Raw genomic sequence first — 15,130 nt, 5'->3', positions numbered from 1 at the left:
CCAGAAATGAAAAATGGGCGAACCGCCCATCCCTTAAAATGGCGCGATTATACCTGATTTCACGACAGATGAAAACCAATGCACCAAGTGCACGCCGGAGCCCGCGCTTTGCACTTGCAGTGACATCCTGTACATTTGCAATGATTCCGAACGAGCGTTTGGAATGCAGCTTTGAATAATGCTAAATAAAGATAGATACAACACACCGCACCGAGGGGCTCGGCTGCGGCATCGCATAAACAGCACGATGGAGAAGCCACACGTTATGGAAAAAATCTGGCTAAAAAACTACCAAGCCGGTGTTGCCCACGAGATCGACATCAACGAATTCCAGTCGGTCGTCGAGGTTTTTGAGCGCAGCGTCAACAAATTCCGCGACCGCCCGGCCATGGCGTGCATGGACAAAATCTTGAGCTACGGCGAGCTGGACACCCTGTCGGCCAATTTTGCCTCCTATCTGCAAAATACCCTGCAGCTAACCAAGGGCGCCCGCGTCGCCATCATGATGCCCAACCTGCTGCAGTATCCGGTGGCGGTGTTCGGCATCCTGCGCGCCGGCTGCACCGTGGTCAACGTCAACCCGCTGTACACCCCGCGCGAGCTGGAACACCAGCTCAAGGATGCCGGCGTCGACACCATCGTTATCCTGGAGAACTTTGCCGGCGTACTGGAAGACGTGATTGCGCGCACGCCGGTGAAAAACGTGGTGATTGCCGCCATCGGCGACATGCTCGGCTTCCCCAAGTCGCTGATCGTCAATTTCGTGGTGCGCAAGATCAAGAAAATGGTGCCGCCGTGGCACTTGCCGGGCCACACCCGTTTCAACGACACGCTGGCACTGGGCAGCAAGCAGCCGCTGCGCAAGGTCGCCCTCGGCCATGACGACATCGCCTTCCTGCAGTACACCGGTGGCACTACCGGCGTCGCCAAGGGTGCGATGCTGCTGCACAAGAACATCGTCGCCAACATGCTGCAGGCCGGCGAATGGGTGAAACCGGTGGTACGCGAAGGCCAGGAAATCATCATCACCGCCTTGCCGCTATACCACATCTTCTCGCTGACCGCGAACCTGATGGTGTTTACCGAGCTGGGCGCCCTCAACGTGCTGATCACCAACCCGCGCGACATCCCCGGCTTCATCAAGGAGCTGAAGAAGTACAAAGTCACCGCGATGACCGGGGTCAACACCCTGTTCAACGCACTGCTCAACCATCCGGACTTCAAGACCGTCGACTTTTCCACCTGGCGCCTGGCGCTGGGCGGCGGCATGGCGGTGCAGAAGGCGGTGGCGGAAAAGTGGAAACAGGTCACCGGCACGCCGCTGATCGAAGCCTACGGCCTGACCGAAACCAGCCCTGCCGCCTGCATCAACCCGCTGGACCTGAAGGAATACAACGGCACCATTGGCGTACCTGTCCCGTCCACCGAGATCGAGCTGCGTGACAACGACGGCAAGCCGGTGGCGTGCGGCGAGGCCGGCGAGCTGTGCATTCGCGGCCCGCAGGTGATGAAAGGCTACTGGAACCGACCGGACGAGACCGCCAAGGTCATCGACAGCCAGGGCTTCCTCGCCACCGGCGATGTCGCCGTGATCACCGACGACGGCTTCGTGAAGCTGGTCGACCGCAAGAAGGACATGATCCTGGTATCCGGCTTCAACGTGTACCCGAACGAGATCGAGGACGTGGTGGCGATGCACCCGGGGGTACTGGAAGTGGCCTGCGTCGGCGTCCCCGACGACAAGTCCGGCGAGGTGGTCAAGGTCTTCGTGGTACGCAAGGACATGAGCCTCAACGAGAAGGACATCATCGAGCACTGCAAGACCAACCTGACCGGCTACAAGGTGCCCAAGGCGGTCGAGTTCCGCAACGAGCTGCCGAAAACCAACGTCGGCAAGATCCTGCGCCGCGCGCTGCGCGCCTGACGCCCTCGCACCCGTCACCGACAAACCCGCCGCCAGGCGGGTTTTTTCATGGCAGGGCCCTCTACAGCCGGCTACCATTCGGGCTAGACTAGCGCCACCCGAGGCGACCACAAGGCAACCCGCAACCATGCTCATGCTCCCGTTCCTGAAACTGATGGCCGACAAGAAGGCCAGCGACCTGTTTTTCAGCTGCGGCGCCCCGCCGCAGATCAAGATCGACGGCCACACCCTGCCGGTCAACGACAAGCCGCTGAGCGCGGACAACGTGCAGCGCCTCGCCCACAGCCTGATGAGCCCGGAGCAGATCGACGAATTCGAACGCGAGCTGGAGATGAACTTCGGCACCGCGGTGGACGAGCTGGGTAACTACCGCGTCAACATCTTCCGCCAGCGCGGCAGCATCGGCATCGTCATCCGTTACATCGCGCCGAAGATTCCGTCGCTGGGCCAGCTCAACCTGCCGGAAACACTGAAGGAGCTGACCTCGCTCAAGCGCGGCCTGATCTTTGTCGTCGGCGCCACCGGTTCCGGCAAGAGCTCGACGGTGGCGGCGATGATCGAACAGCGCAACCAGACGCAGACCGGCCACATCCTGACCGTGGAAGACCCGATCGAATTCATCTTCGAACACAAGCGCTCGCTGGTGAACCAGCGCGAAATCGGCGTCGACACCCACAGCTACCAGAACGCGCTGAAAAGTGCGATGCGCGAGGCGCCCGACGTGCTGATGATCGGCGAGATCCGCGACGCCGAAACACTGACCCACGCCATCAACTACGCGCAATCCGGCCACCTGTGCATCTCCACCCTGCACGGCAACAACAGCTACCACGCGCTGAACCGCATCATCAGCTTCTTCCCGCTGGAAAACCGCAGCGCGCTGCTGATGGATCTGTCGGCCGCGCTGAAGGCGGTGATCTCGCAACGGCTGATCCCCGCCAGCGACGGCAAGCGCCGCCCGGCACTGGAGGTGCTGATCAACACCTCGCACATTGCCGACCTGATCCGCAACGGCGAGATCGACAAGATCAAGGAGGCCATCGAGGCCAGCATGACCGAGGGCGCGCAGACTTTCGAACAGTCGCTGTTCCGCCTGTACAGGGACGGCCTGATCTCGCTGGAAGAGGCGCTGCACAACGCCGACTCGCCGACCAACCTGTACTGGCTGATCAACCACGACAACAGCAAGCCGGAAGACAGCAAGCCGGAAGACGGCGAAAGCTTTGCCGGCTTTACCCTATCCCACTGAACCACAGCCGACGATTACACCCACCATGATTACCCTTTACGGCATTCCCAACTGCGACACCGTCAAAAAAGCCCGCCAATGGCTCAGCGCGCAGGGCATTGACTACGCCTTTCACGACTTCAAGAAGCAGGGCATCGCCGCCGACAAGCTGGCGCAATGGATAGACAGCCTCGGCCTTGAGCAGGTGATCAACCGCAAGGGCACCACCTGGCGCGCGCTCAGTGAGGCCGAAAAGGCACTGGCGACCATTCCGGCCAGCGCCATCGACCTGCTGATCTGCAAGCCGTCGCTGATCAAGCGCCCGGTGCTGGAGCACAACGGCAAGCTGCACCTCGGCTTCAAGGAAGCCGACTACCAGGAGGCATTCGGCAAATGAGCGCAACCCTGGAACTGACCCGGACCCTGATCGCCCTGGACTCGATCACCCCGCGTGACGAAGGCTGCCAGGAACTGATGATCGCGCGCCTGGAAGACCTCGGCTTCACCATCGAGCGCATGCCGTTCGGTGACGTCAGCAACTTCTGGGCCCATCGCGGCCACGGCGCCCCGCTGCTGTGCTTTGCCGGCCACACCGACGTGGTGCCCACCGGCCCGGTCGACCAGTGGGAAAGCCACCCGTTCCAGCCGGTGATCCGCAACGGCCACCTGTTCGGACGCGGCGCCGCCGACATGAAGGCGTCACTGGCCGCCTTCATCACCGCCAGCGAACGCTTTGTCACGGGCAACCCGCAACACAAGGGCACCCTCGCCTTCCTGATCACCTCCGACGAGGAAGGCATCGCCACCGACGGCACCGTGCGCGTGGTCGATGCGCTGGAAGCACGCGGCGACGTGATCGACTACTGCATCGTCGGCGAGCCGACCTCGTCGCAGCAATTCGGCGACACCATCAAGAACGGCCGCCGCGGCTCGCTGTCCGGCCACCTGATCGTGCACGGCATCCAGGGCCATATCGCCTACCCGCACCTGGCCAAGAACCCGGTGCACCTGGCGGCACCGGCGCTGGCGGCACTGGCCGCCGAGGTATGGGATCACGGCAACGAGTACTTCCCGCCGACCAGCTGGCAGATTTCCAACATCCATGCTGGCACCGGTGCCACCAACATCATCCCCGGCAGCTGCGACATCAAGTTCAACTTCCGCTTCTCCACCGAACACACCGCGGAGACGCTGAAGGACCGCGTGCACCAGATCCTGGACCAGCACGGTCTGGCCTACGAGTTGCACTGGCTGCTGTCCGGCAACCCGTTCCTGACCGCGCCGGGCGCGCTGACCGACGCCATCAGCAGCGCGATCCACGAGGTTGCCGGGGTGGAGCCGGAGCTGAACACCACCGGCGGCACCTCCGACGGCCGCTTCATCAAGCGCATCGCACGCGAGCTGGTGGAATTCGGCCCCATCAACGCCAGCATCCACAAGCTGAACGAGTGCGTCAGCGTCGACGACATCGAGCCGCTGTCGCAGGTGTACGAGAAGACCCTGCACAAGCTGCTGGGTTGACGACATCACCACCTCGTAGCCCGAATAAGCCACAGGCGCATCCGGGGCCACGCAAGCCAACAAAAAGCCGCACCACAAGGTGCGGCTTTTTCACTCACTCAAACCTTCCCCTGATGCGCTACGCTTATCCGGGCTACACAGCTGCTCGGCCAGGTCCAAGGTTGGCCGCAAAAAAGCCGCCCGGATCGGGCGGCTTTTTCATGGTTGGCAAGCGCTCAGCTCAGCGTGCGCCGCTCGTACATCGCCTGCGCCAGCGTGCCCGGATCGACATACTCCAGCTCGCCGCCGACCGGCATGCCGCGCGCGATGCGCGTCACCTTCAGCCCCTGCGCCTTCAGCATTTCCGCGATCAGGTGCGCGGTGACCTCGCCTTCGGCGGTAAAGTTGGTGGCCACGATCACCTCGGCCACCACGCCGTCACAGGCGCGCGCGATCAGCCGCTCCAGGTCGATGTCCTTGGGACCGACTCCGTCCATCGGCGACAGCCGCCCCATCAGCACGAAGTAGAGACCGTCGTAGCAGCGGGTCTGCTCCAGCATCAGCAGGTCGGCCGGCATCTCCACCACGCACAGCACCTCCTGGCGGCGCTTGTCGTCGGCGCAGACATTGCACAGCGGCGTCTCGCTGAAGGTGTGGCAGCGCTCACAGTGGCGCAGATTGAGCAGCGCCCGATCCAGTGCCCGCGCCAGCTTGTCGGCGCCGGCCTTGTCGCGTTGCAGCAGATGAAAGGCCATGCGCTGTGCCGACTTGGGGCCGACGCCGGGCAATACCTTCAGCGCGGCGATCAGTTGATCGAGGGACGGTGGATTTTTCATGACAGAACCTGTTGATCACAAAAAAGGTTGGCCGCAAGCACGCACGGCTTGCGGCCAACCTTTGTCGGGGCATGACTCAGAACGGCAGCTTCATCCCGGCCGGCAGGTTCATGCCGGCGGTAAAGCCGGACATGCGCTCCTGCGACAGCGCGTCGGCCTTGCGGCTGGCGTCGTTGAAGGCGGCGGCGATCAGGTCTTCCAGCATTTCCTTGTCTTCCTTGGCATCGTCCAGCAGGCTGTCGTCGATGCTGACGCGCTTCACGTCGTGGTTGCAGGTCATCACCACCTTGACCAGACCGGCGCCGGACTGGCCCTCGATCTCGACCTTGGCCAGTTCTTCCTGCGCCTTTTTCATGTTTTCCTGCATTTGCTGGGCCTGTTTCATCAGACCCGCGATTCCGGCTTTACCAAACATCGTCTTACTCCTGAACGGGTTGTATCGTCTCGGCCAGCAAGGTCGCGCCCATTTCCTGCACGAGTTGCTGTACCACCTTATCGTTTTGCATGATCAGCCTGGCCTCGGCCAGCTGCTCGCGCTTGAAGCGGGCATCCCGCATCGCCGGGGTTTCCACATCCAGCGTCTCGATCGACACGCTGATCTGTACCGCACGGCCCAAGTGCTCACCCAGCACCGTGCGCAGTTTGTCCTGAAAATCGCGCCCCGCCATATTGCGGAACGCCTCCGGCACCGCGAGGTGGAACACCTCGCCGTCCCACAGTTTCAGCGCGGCGTTCTGCGCCAGCATGCGCGCGGCGCCCATTTTGGCGCCCAGCTGGCCGATCAGCGCCGACCAGTCGCCATCAAAGGCGATGACCGCCGGCTCCGCCGGCGTGGCGTCGGCCTCCGCCTGCAGCAGCGCGTACTCGGCCAGTTCGCCGTCGGCGTCGCCGACTGCCGGCAGCTCGACCATCTCGTCGTCGACCGTATCGGTCGCGTCAACCTCGTCGGCCTCCGCCAGCATCGGCGCGGTCGCTGCCGCAGACGGCGCCACCGGTGCCTCATGCCACGGCGCCAGATCGGCCGGCGGTGGTGGTGCGGTGTCAGCCGCTGGCGGCGCGACGGCAAGCGCCGCCGCGGGGGCGGGCTCGGGCTCCGATTCTGCCGCCGGCAGCGGCTCGGCGGCGGCAGGCGGCGTCACCGCCGACTTGCCGCCGATATTGGCCAGCAGCGCGCGCGCCGGCGATGGCGCCGCCGCTGCCGGCGCCAGGTTGGCCGCAGGCTGTGGCGCGCCCGGCGCCGGGCGGTTCTGTGTGGCGGCACGCGGCGCCACCTCGGCACCGCCCTGTGCCGGATGGAAGGCCAGCATGCGCAGCATGGTCATGCTGAAGCCGGCGTGTTCGTCCGGTGCCAGCGCCAGATCGCGACGGCCATGCAGCGCGATCTGGTAGTAAAGCTGTACGTCCTCGGCGCCCAGGCGCTGCGCAAGGGCAAACAGCGCGTCACGCTCCGGCTCGTCGGCGGCGATGGCGTCCGGCACCGTCTGCGCCAGCGCCAGCTGGTGCAGCAGCATCGCCAGCTCCGCCAGCGCGCTGTCGAAACCGATACCGCGAGCCACCAGTGCTTCCACTTCCTGCATCAGGCGCGCGCCATCGGCATCGGCCAGCGCCTCCAGCAGGGCAAACAGGTAGCGCTGGTCGACCGCGCCCAGCATCGCGCGCACGCCGTCTTCGCGCACGTCGCCGACACCGTAGGCGATGGCCTGGTCCAGCAGCGACAGCGCATCGCGCATCGAACCGGCGGCGGCACGACCGAGCAGCGCCAGCGCCGGTGCCTCAAAGCTCACGCCTTCGGTATCCAGCACGTGCGCCAGATGGCCAGCCACCTGCTGCGGCGTCATGTTGCGCAGGCTGAACTGCAGGCAGCGCGACAGCACCGTGACCGGCACTTTTTGCGGGTCGGTGGTGGCGAGGATGAACTTGACGTGCGCCGGCGGCTCTTCCAGCGTCTTCAGCATCGCGTTGAAGGCACTCTTGGACAGCATGTGCACTTCGTCGATGATGTAGACCTTGAAGCGGCCCATGGTCGGCGTGTACTGCGCGTTTTCCAGCACTTCGCGGATGTTGTCGATGCCGGTATTGGACGCGGCGTCGATCTCCAGCAGGTCGACAAAGCGGCCGGCGTCAATCTGGGTGCAGGCCTGGCACACGCCGCACGGCTCGGCGGTGGTGCCGGTTTCGCAGTTCAGACTCTTGGCCAGGATGCGGGCAATGGTGGTCTTGCCCACACCGCGGGTACCGGTCAGCAGGTAGGCGTGGTGCAGGCGCGATTCTTTCAGCGCATTGCTGAGCGCGCGCACCACGTGCTCCTGGCCGACCAGATCGGCGAAGCGTTTGGGGCGCCATTTGCGGGCGAGAACTTGATAGGTCATGGCGGGCGATTCTAGCAGTTTGCGCCCGATTCAGGGAGCAGGCGTCGCGGCAAAACGCGCCGCCAGGTAGCGGTTGCGGATTTCCTGCGCCAGCTCGTGCGCCACCATCGCGTACAGCGTGCTCTTGTTGTAGCGGGTGATGGTGTAGAAATTATTGAGTCCCAGCCAGTAGCGCGTCTCGCCCGGCGCCACTTCCAGTGCGAACAGCACCGCCTTGGCGTCGTCACGCACCGGCGCCAGCGGCGACACGCCCATCGCGCGCAGCTCGGCCACGCTGTAGTGCAGGTTGAATTTGTCGGCCAGCAGCTTGTCCAGCGCCTCGCCCGGCGCCACCTCGGCCGGCACCACCACGTCGTCGCCGCCCAGCCAGCCGTGCAGCTGGAAGTAGTTGCCGACGCTGCCGATGGCGTCAACGCGGTTGCTCCAGATGTCGCGATGGCCGTCACCGTCGAAATCCACCGCCCACTTGCGGAAGCTGGACGGCATGAACTGCGGCAGGCCCATCGCCCCGGCGTAGCTGCCCTTCAGTGACAAGGCATTGACGTTCTCGCTGCGCGCCAGCAGCAGCAGCTCGGTCAGCTCGTCGCGGAAGAACGCGGCGCGGCGCGGGTAGTCGAAGGCCAGCGTGGACAGCGCATCGGCGAGGCGGAAGCTGCCAGTGTTGCCGCCGTAGCGGGTCTCGATGCCGATGATGGCGACGATCATTTCCGGCGCGACATGGTATTGCTGCTCGGCACGGCGCAGCGCGTCCTCGTTGGCCTGCCAGAACGCCACGCCCTCGCCCATCAGCCGCTCGCTGTAGAAGTTGGGACGGAACTGGTACCACGGCCGCGCGGTGGACGGCCGGTCCATGATGTTGATGATGTTCGGCTTGAGTTCGACATTGGCGAACACTGCCTCCAGCTCCGGCCGCGTCAGCGCACCGGCGGCGACCTGTTCGTCGATGTAGCGCTGCACGTCCGGCCGCGCCAGAAAGGCGGCATCGGCACGGGCCAGCGCGGCGCACAGCACCAGCAGGGACAACAGCATCTTGGGCAGAAAAGACATGGCGGATCCGTCAAAAGGTTGGCCGCAAGGCGGCCGGTGATTGAATTCTAGTCGTTGAAATTGAGTGCGCTGGAGACCAGCCGCGCGGTGATGTCGACGATGGGGATCACCCGCTCGTAGGCCATGCGCGTCGGACCGACCACGCCGAGGGTGCCGACCACCTGGCCGCCCATCCGGTACGGCGCGATCACCACGCTGCAGTCGTCCAGCGTCACCACACCAGACTCGTCGCCGATGAACAGGTTCACGCCCGGCGCCTGCCGGCTCTGCTCCAGCAGCTGCAGCAGCTCGGTCTTGCGCTGGAAGGTATCGAACAGCTCGCGCAGGCGCTGCAGGTCGCCGCCGAAGTCGTTGGCGCACAGCAGCTTGCCCTCGCCGGACACCATCACCTCGTCGCTGCTCAGGCTCTCGCGGCCGAAACGGATCGCCTCCGTCATCAGCCCGGAGATGTCGCCCTGCAGGCAGGTCAGCTCCTGCTCCATGCGGTCGACCACTCCGGCCAGCGCCTGGCCGGCGTAGTGCTGGTTGAGGAAATTGGCGGCCTCGATCAGCTCGCTGCCGCTGTAATCGCGCGGGGTGTTGAACAGGTGGTTGCGCACATCGCCTTCCAGCGTCACCAGAATCAGCAGCACCCGCCGCTCGGACAGGCGCAAAAACTCGATCTGGCGGAAGGCACCGTCCGGGCGCTGCGGCGTCATCACCACGCCGGCAAACTGGGTCAGCTCCGACAGCATCTGCGACGCCGCCTGCAGCACGCGCTGCGGGCTGTCCGGCTGCAGGTTGTGGCGCAGCTCCTGCACCATCGGCGCCGCCAGCGGCTGGATGGTGATCAGGCGATCGACGAACAGGCGGTAGCCGCGCTGCGTCGGCACCCGTCCGGCCGAGGTATGCGGCGACGCAATCAGGCCCATCGCCTCCAGGTCCGCCAGCATGTTGCGGATGGAAGCCGGCGACAGCTCCAGACCGGAGACTGCGGCCAACGTTTTCGAGGCGACCGGCTGGCCGTCGGCGATATAGCGCTCGACCAGCACCTTGAGCAGGCGTTGCGTACGTTCATTCAACATGCAGCCATTCTGGCACAGCTTGGCTTGCCGCCAAAAGCATTACTTGCACCGCCGGCTATGCCAGAAGCAAGCTTGGCCGCCGGGGGTTTTGTGCGATAATCCTGCGCTTGATATCCCGCGCGTCCCTGCCCTTGTGGCGCGCACGCATCGTTGCCTGTCGCTTTTATTTGGCACGCCGGATGAAAACGTACATAATCAAACCCAATCCCTTACACCACACCGTTGAATGAATGGAGCAAGCATGGCGGAGCGTTCCGAAGACAAGAGCAAGGCCCTGAGCGCAGCACTGGCCCAGATCGAAAAGCAGTTCGGCAAAGGCTCGATCATGCGCATGAGCGACAACCAGGTGCATGAAAACCTGCAGGTGATCAGCACCGGTTCGCTCGGCCTTGACCTCGCCTTGGGCGTTGGCGGCTTGCCGCGTGGCCGCGTGGTGGAAATCTACGGTCCGGAATCGTCCGGCAAGACCACGCTGTGTCTGCAAGTGGTCGCCGAGGCGCAGAAGCTGGGCGGCACCTGCGCCTATATCGACGCAGAAAACGCGCTCGACCCATCCTACGCGCAAAAGCTGGGCGTCAAGGTCGACGAGATGCTGATCTCGCAGCCGGATACCGGCGAACAGGCACTGGAAATCTGCGACATGCTGGTGCGCTCCGGCGGCGTCGACATCATCGTGGTCGACTCGGTGGCGGCACTGGTGCCGAAGGCGGAAATCGAAGGCGAAATGGGCGACAGCCACGTCGGCCTGCAGGCACGCCTGATGTCGCAGGCACTGCGCAAGCTGACCGGCAACATCAAGCGCACCAACACGCTGGTGATCTTCATCAACCAGATCCGCATGAAGATCGGCGTGATGTTCGGCAGCCCGGAAACCACCACCGGCGGTAACGCGCTGAAGTTCTACGCCTCGGTGCGCATGGACATCCGCCGCATCGGCGGCATCAAGAAGGGCGAAGAGGTCATCGGCAACGAGACCCGCGTCAAGGTAGTGAAGAACAAGGTGTCGCCACCATTCAAGCAGGCGGTGTTCGACATCTTCTACGGCGAAGGCATCTCGCGCGAAGGCGAAATCATCGACATGGGCGTCGAGCACGACTTCATCAGCAAGTCCGGCGCCTGGTATGCCTACAACGGCCAGAAAATCGGCCAGGGCAAGGACAACACCCGCCAGTGGCTGAAGGACAATCCGGAGATCGCCAAGGAAATCGAGCGCAAGATCCGCGAAACCGTCGGCGTCCAGGTAGTCGCCAACAAGGATGACGCGGCAGACGAAGAAGAGCTGCTCGACGACACCTTTGATGCCTGATGGCCGGCACTGAAAAAAGCCTGAAGGCGCGAGCCGTCGATCTTCTGTCCCGCCGCGAGTACTCGCGGCTGGAACTGAAGCGGCGGCTCGCGCCGTTTGCCGACAGCGAAGAAGAGGTCGACGCGCTGCTGGAACAGCTGGCGGCCAACCACTGGCAATCGGACAGCCGCTTTGCCGAGCAGTTTGCCAATAGCCGCGGCCACAAGTACGGCAGCCGCCGCCTGGCGCAGGAAATGCGCGAACGCGGCATCGACCGCGACACCATCCAGACCGCGCTGGCCCAGCAGGACGATCTGGCCACCGCGCGCGCCATCTGGCAGCGCAAGTTCGGCCGGCCGCCGGCCGACCAGCAGGAGCGGCTGAAGCAGATGCGCTTTCTCGCCAGCCGCGGCTTCGACATGGACATCATCCAGCGCATCCTGCGCGGCGCCAGCCGTGACATTGACGACGAATGAGCGGCAGCGGCACTTGCCAGCACCGGCCACGCTTGCCACAATCGGGCATCACTTTTTGCACCGCGCCACCGCAAGGTTGGCCGCAACCCGAATTCACTGAAGATACTGACCAATCACCATGAAAACAGCTGAAATCCGCCAGAAGTTCCTCGACTTCTTTGCCTCGAAAAACCATCAGGTGGTTGCCTCCAGCAGCCTGATCCCCGGCAACGACCCGACCCTGATGTTCACCGTGGCCGGCATGGTGCAGTTCAAGGACCTGTTCCTCGGCTTCGAAAAGCGCGACTACACCCGCGCCACCACCAGCCAGAAGTGCCTGCGCGCCGGCGGCAAACACAACGACCTGGAAAACGTCGGCTACACCGCGCGTCACCACACCTTCTTCGAAATGCTGGGCAACTTCAGCTTCGGCGACTACTTCAAGCAGGATGCCATCACCTACGCCTGGGAATTCCTCACCGGCGAGCAATGGCTGGCACTGCCGAAAGACAAGCTGATGGTGACCGTCTACGCCAGCGACGACGAAGCCTACGACATCTGGCATAAAACCGTCGGCCTGCCGGCGGACAAGATTATCCGCATCGGCGACAACAAGGGTGCACCGTACGCGTCCGACAACTTCTGGACCATGGGCGACACCGGCCCGTGCGGCCCTTGTACCGAGATTTTCTATGACCACGGCGAAGAAGTCGCCGGCGGCCCACCGGGCAGCCCGGACGAAGACGGCGACCGCTTCATGGAAATCTGGAACAACGTGTTCATGCAGTTCAACCGTGACGAGAGCGGCACCCTGCACCCGCTGCCAAAGCCGTCGGTGGATACCGGTATGGGTCTGGAGCGCCTGTCCACCGTGCTGCAGCACGTGAAATCCAACTACGAAACCGACGCCCTCGCATGCCTGGTGCGTGCCGCCGCGCGCGAAACCGGCATCGAATACAGCCAGAGCGTGCCGTCGCTGAAAGTGATCGCCGACCACATCCGTGCCTGCTCGTTCATGATCGCCGACGGCATCCTGCCGTCCAGCGACGGCCGCGGCTACGTGCTGCGCCGCATCGCACGCCGCGCCATCCGCCACGGCTACAAGCTGGGCCAGAAAGGCCTGTTCTTCCACAAGATCGTCGCCGACCTGGTGGCCGAGATGGGCGACGCCTACCCCGAGCTGCGCCAGAAACAGGCAGTGATCGAGGACGCGCTGCGCCAGGAAGAAATCAAGTTTGCCGAAACGCTGGAAACCGGCATGGCGCTGGTCGATGCCGCGCTGCAAGGCGGCAAGACCGCGATGGACGGCGACACCGTGTTCAAGCTGTACGACACCTTCGGCTTCCCTGTCGACCTGACCGCCGACATCTGCCGCGAGCGCCATATCGAAGTCGACATGGCCGGTTTCGAGCGCGCGATGGAAGAACAGCGCACCCGTGCCCGCGCCGCATCCGCATTCAAGGTCGCCGGCAGCGTCAGCTACGATGGCGCCGATACCAGCTTCCACGGCTACAGCAACCACAGCGTCGATGCCAAGGTGATCGCGCTGTACAAGGGTACCGAGCCGGTGCAAACGTTGGCCGCTGGCGATGAAGGCATCGTGGTGCTGGACAACACCGCGTTCTACGCCGAGGGCGGTGGCCAGGTCGGTGACATCGGCGAGATCTCCGCCGCCGGTGGCGTGGGCGCCCTGTTCGACGTCAACGACACCCAGAAGATCAAGTCGGCGGTATTCGGCCACACCGGCCGCCTCGCCAAAGGCAGCCTCAATATCGGCGATACCGTGCAGGCCACCATCGACCTGCACAAGCGCCTGGCTACCGCGCGCAACCACTCGGCCACGCACCTGCTGCACGCCGCGCTGCGCAAGGTACTGGGCAACCACGTCGCGCAGAAAGGCTCGCTGGTCAACGCCGAACGCACCCGTTTCGACTTCGCCCACGGCCAGCCACTCAGTGCCGAAGAAATCGCCGAAATCGAACGCGTGGTCAACCACGTGGTGGCGGCCAACCACGAAGTGAAGGCCAGCCTGATGGGCTACGACGACGCCATCCGTGCCGGCGCCATGGCGCTGTTCGGCGAGAAATACGGTGACGAAGTGCGCGTGCTGCAGATGGGCGACTTCTCCGCCGAACTGTGCGGCGGCACCCACGTCAACCGTACCGGTGATATCGGCTTCTTCAAGATCGTGGCCGAAGGCGGCGTCGCTGCCGGCGTGCGCCGTATCGAAGCGGTGACCGGCGAAGGCGCGGTCGCCTACGTCCAGGCCCAGGACAGCCTGCTGAAGAGCGCTGCGGCCAACCTCAAGGCGCAGACCAGCGACGAGGTGCTCAGCAAGATCGGCGCGCTGCAAAGCGAACTGAAGGCACTGGAGAAGGAGCTGGCCGCCGCCAAGGGCAAGCTGGCGGCCTCCGCCGGTGACAGCCTGGCGGAACAGGCCATCGAGGTGAACGGCGTCAAGCTGCTGGCCGCCGAGCTGGACGGCGCCGACAGCGCCGCGCTGCGCGACCTGCTCGACAAGCTGAAGGACAAGCTCGGCTCTGCCGTGATTGCCTTGGGCAGCAAGTCCGACGGCAAGGTGGCGCTGATTGCCGGCGTCACCAAGGACCTGACCGGCCGCTTCAAGGCCGGCGAGCTGGTCAACCATCTGGCACAGCAGGTTGGTGGCAAGGGTGGCGGCCGTCCGGACATGGCCCAGGCCGGCGGCACCCAGCCGGAAAACCTGAGCGCGGCCATCGCCAGTGCCAAGGACTGGCTGGCCGCCAAGTAAGTCACGCCAGCGGCAAACAAAAAGCCCACCTTCCGAGGTGGGCTTTCTTTATGTACCATCGCCGCCAGCATGGTGCGGGTCAGGGCCGATCACCCTGACAACAGGGTTGCGATGGCAGAGCGCCCTAGCCTAGCCAGCGCGCGGTGGCGAAGCCGGCAATGGTCAGCAGCAGCGAGCCGAACAGGTGCAGCGACACCGCCAGCAGTGCGGCGCCATAACGCTGCAATTGCAGCAAGGACACCACCTCCAGCGAGAAGGTGGAAAACGTGGTCAGTGCGCCGAGAAAACCGGTGAAGATGAACAGCCGCCACTCCGGCAGCCAGTGCGGATTGGCCACGAACAGCCCGGCGATCAGCCCCACCAGATACGCGCCCAGCCAGTTGGCAACCACCGTACCCGGCGGAATGGCCGGGAACAGACGGTTGAGTTGCGCCGCAAAGCTCCAGCGCAGCAAGGCCCCCAGCACCGCTCCACTGGCAATCGCCACTACCGACTTGATCATCCCGTCTCCTCCATTGCCGCTGCCACATGCTAAACAAAAAACCCGCCGGAAGGCGGGTTTTTGATTTGGCTGGCTCCCCGACCTGGACTCGAACCAGGGACCTGCGGATTAACAGTCCGTCGCTCTACCGACTGAGCTATCAGGGAACAT

General features: G+C 64.1%; 13 protein-coding genes and 1 tRNA gene. 7 read left to right on the top strand and 7 right to left on the bottom strand.

Going from position 1 to position 15,130, the window contains the following annotated elements; translation table 11 throughout:
• The first annotated feature begins 265 nt into the window (after positions 1 to 265).
• The 4 genes from NOM55_RS09200 to dapE all read left to right on the top strand — a co-directional run bounded on the left by NOM55_RS09200 (position 266) and on the right by dapE (position 4,673).
• Positions 266 to 1,924, top strand: a complete 1,659-nt coding sequence (locus tag NOM55_RS09200) for a long-chain-fatty-acid--CoA ligase (protein WP_255908339.1) — start codon at positions 266 to 268, stop codon at positions 1,922 to 1,924.
• A 127-nt stretch (positions 1,925 to 2,051) separates the two neighbouring features.
• Positions 2,052 to 3,173: a PilT/PilU family type 4a pilus ATPase gene (locus NOM55_RS09195; protein ID WP_255908338.1), complete on the top strand. Its 1,122-nt coding sequence runs from the start codon at positions 2,052 to 2,054 to the stop codon at positions 3,171 to 3,173.
• A 25-nt stretch (positions 3,174 to 3,198) separates the two neighbouring features.
• The gene (locus tag NOM55_RS09190; RefSeq protein ID WP_255908337.1) at positions 3,199 to 3,549 is read left to right on the top strand and encodes an ArsC family reductase; all 351 of its coding nucleotides are present in this window, start codon (positions 3,199 to 3,201) and stop codon (positions 3,547 to 3,549) included.
• Positions 3,546 to 4,673 (top strand): succinyl-diaminopimelate desuccinylase, encoded by a 1,128-nt coding sequence (dapE, locus tag NOM55_RS09185; protein WP_255908336.1) that lies wholly within the window; start codon positions 3,546 to 3,548, stop codon positions 4,671 to 4,673. Before NOM55_RS09190 ends, dapE begins: the two co-directional genes overlap by 4 nt.
• 215 nt (positions 4,674 to 4,888) lie before the next feature.
• On the opposite strand, the gene recR is transcribed toward dapE, so the two are convergent.
• The 5 genes from recR to hrcA all read right to left on the bottom strand — a co-directional run bounded on the left by recR (position 4,889) and on the right by hrcA (position 9,968).
• The gene (recR, locus tag NOM55_RS09180) at positions 4,889 to 5,488 is read right to left on the bottom strand and encodes a recombination mediator RecR (RefSeq protein ID WP_047967064.1); all 600 of its coding nucleotides are present in this window, start codon (positions 5,486 to 5,488) and stop codon (positions 4,889 to 4,891) included.
• 76 nt (positions 5,489 to 5,564) lie between these two features.
• Positions 5,565 to 5,903 carry a YbaB/EbfC family nucleoid-associated protein gene (locus NOM55_RS09175; protein WP_047967065.1) on the bottom strand — a complete coding sequence of 113 codons (339 nt, stop codon included), beginning with the start codon at positions 5,901 to 5,903 and terminating at the stop codon, positions 5,565 to 5,567.
• Positions 5,904 to 5,907: 4 nt separating this feature from the next.
• Positions 5,908 to 7,857: a DNA polymerase III subunit gamma/tau gene (dnaX, locus tag NOM55_RS09170; protein WP_255908335.1), complete on the bottom strand. Its 1,950-nt coding sequence runs from the start codon at positions 7,855 to 7,857 to the stop codon at positions 5,908 to 5,910.
• Between the two features lie 30 nt (positions 7,858 to 7,887).
• Positions 7,888 to 8,904 carry a lytic murein transglycosylase B gene (gene mltB, locus NOM55_RS09165; RefSeq protein ID WP_255908334.1) on the bottom strand — a complete coding sequence of 339 codons (1,017 nt, stop codon included), beginning with the start codon at positions 8,902 to 8,904 and terminating at the stop codon, positions 7,888 to 7,890.
• A 47-nt stretch (positions 8,905 to 8,951) separates the two neighbouring features.
• Positions 8,952 to 9,968, bottom strand: coding sequence for a heat-inducible transcriptional repressor HrcA (gene hrcA, locus NOM55_RS09160; protein ID WP_047967068.1), 1,017 nt, complete (start codon positions 9,966 to 9,968; stop codon positions 8,952 to 8,954).
• A gap of 241 nt (positions 9,969 to 10,209) precedes the next feature.
• Between hrcA and recA the strand changes: the two genes are divergently transcribed.
• The 3 genes from recA (at position 10,210) to alaS (ending at position 14,478) form a co-directional block, all read left to right on the top strand.
• Complete coding sequence (gene recA / locus NOM55_RS09155) at positions 10,210 to 11,274, top strand: recombinase RecA (protein ID WP_047967069.1); 1,065 nt, start codon at positions 10,210 to 10,212, stop codon at positions 11,272 to 11,274.
• Positions 11,274 to 11,729: a recombination regulator RecX gene (gene recX, locus NOM55_RS09150; protein ID WP_255908333.1), complete on the top strand. Its 456-nt coding sequence runs from the start codon at positions 11,274 to 11,276 to the stop codon at positions 11,727 to 11,729. Before recA ends, recX begins: the two co-directional genes overlap by 1 nt.
• 118 nt (positions 11,730 to 11,847) lie before the next feature.
• Positions 11,848 to 14,478, top strand: a complete 2,631-nt coding sequence (gene alaS, locus NOM55_RS09145) for an alanine--tRNA ligase (protein WP_255908332.1) — start codon at positions 11,848 to 11,850, stop codon at positions 14,476 to 14,478.
• 124 nt (positions 14,479 to 14,602) lie between these two features.
• Here alaS and crcB read toward each other — a convergent pair whose 3' ends face one another.
• Both crcB and NOM55_RS09135 read right to left on the bottom strand, forming a co-directional pair.
• Positions 14,603 to 14,980 carry a fluoride efflux transporter CrcB gene (crcB, locus tag NOM55_RS09140; RefSeq protein ID WP_255908331.1) on the bottom strand — a complete coding sequence of 126 codons (378 nt, stop codon included), beginning with the start codon at positions 14,978 to 14,980 and terminating at the stop codon, positions 14,603 to 14,605.
• Positions 14,981 to 15,050: 70 nt separating this feature from the next.
• Positions 15,051 to 15,126: transfer RNA gene (locus NOM55_RS09135), tRNA-Asn, on the bottom strand.
• Positions 15,127 to 15,130: the final 4 nt, after the last annotated feature.

Source organism: Vogesella sp. AC12, from assembly GCF_024437575.1.
In the GTDB taxonomy this organism is placed as follows: domain Bacteria; phylum Pseudomonadota; class Gammaproteobacteria; order Burkholderiales; family Chromobacteriaceae; genus Vogesella; species Vogesella indigofera.
The sequence above is the reverse complement of the archived record's forward strand: the minus strand, read 5'-3'. Positions and strand labels throughout refer to the sequence as shown.

Excerpts from the sequence above, each read along its gene's own strand:
- mltB (WP_255908334.1), bottom strand. The coding sequence starts at position 8,904 with ATGTCTTTTCTGCCCAAGATGCTGTTGTCCCTGCTGGTGCTGTGCGCC.
- crcB (WP_255908331.1), bottom strand. The coding sequence starts at position 14,980 with ATGATCAAGTCGGTAGTGGCGATTGCCAGTGGAGCGGTGCTGGGGGCC.
- recX (WP_255908333.1), top strand. The coding sequence starts at position 11,274 with ATGGCCGGCACTGAAAAAAGCCTGAAGGCGCGAGCCGTCGATCTTCTG.
- dapE (WP_255908336.1), top strand. The coding sequence starts at position 3,546 with ATGAGCGCAACCCTGGAACTGACCCGGACCCTGATCGCCCTGGACTCG.
- recR (WP_047967064.1), bottom strand. The coding sequence starts at position 5,488 with ATGAAAAATCCACCGTCCCTCGATCAACTGATCGCCGCGCTGAAGGTA.
- NOM55_RS09195 (WP_255908338.1), top strand. The coding sequence starts at position 2,052 with ATGCTCATGCTCCCGTTCCTGAAACTGATGGCCGACAAGAAGGCCAGC.
- NOM55_RS09190 (WP_255908337.1), top strand. The coding sequence starts at position 3,199 with ATGATTACCCTTTACGGCATTCCCAACTGCGACACCGTCAAAAAAGCC.
- NOM55_RS09200 (WP_255908339.1), top strand. The coding sequence starts at position 266 with ATGGAAAAAATCTGGCTAAAAAACTACCAAGCCGGTGTTGCCCACGAG.
- hrcA (WP_047967068.1), bottom strand. The coding sequence starts at position 9,968 with ATGTTGAATGAACGTACGCAACGCCTGCTCAAGGTGCTGGTCGAGCGC.
- dnaX (WP_255908335.1), bottom strand. The coding sequence starts at position 7,857 with ATGACCTATCAAGTTCTCGCCCGCAAATGGCGCCCCAAACGCTTCGCC.
- alaS (WP_255908332.1), top strand. The coding sequence starts at position 11,848 with ATGAAAACAGCTGAAATCCGCCAGAAGTTCCTCGACTTCTTTGCCTCG.
- recA (WP_047967069.1), top strand. The coding sequence starts at position 10,210 with ATGGCGGAGCGTTCCGAAGACAAGAGCAAGGCCCTGAGCGCAGCACTG.
- NOM55_RS09175 (WP_047967065.1), bottom strand. The coding sequence starts at position 5,903 with ATGTTTGGTAAAGCCGGAATCGCGGGTCTGATGAAACAGGCCCAGCAA.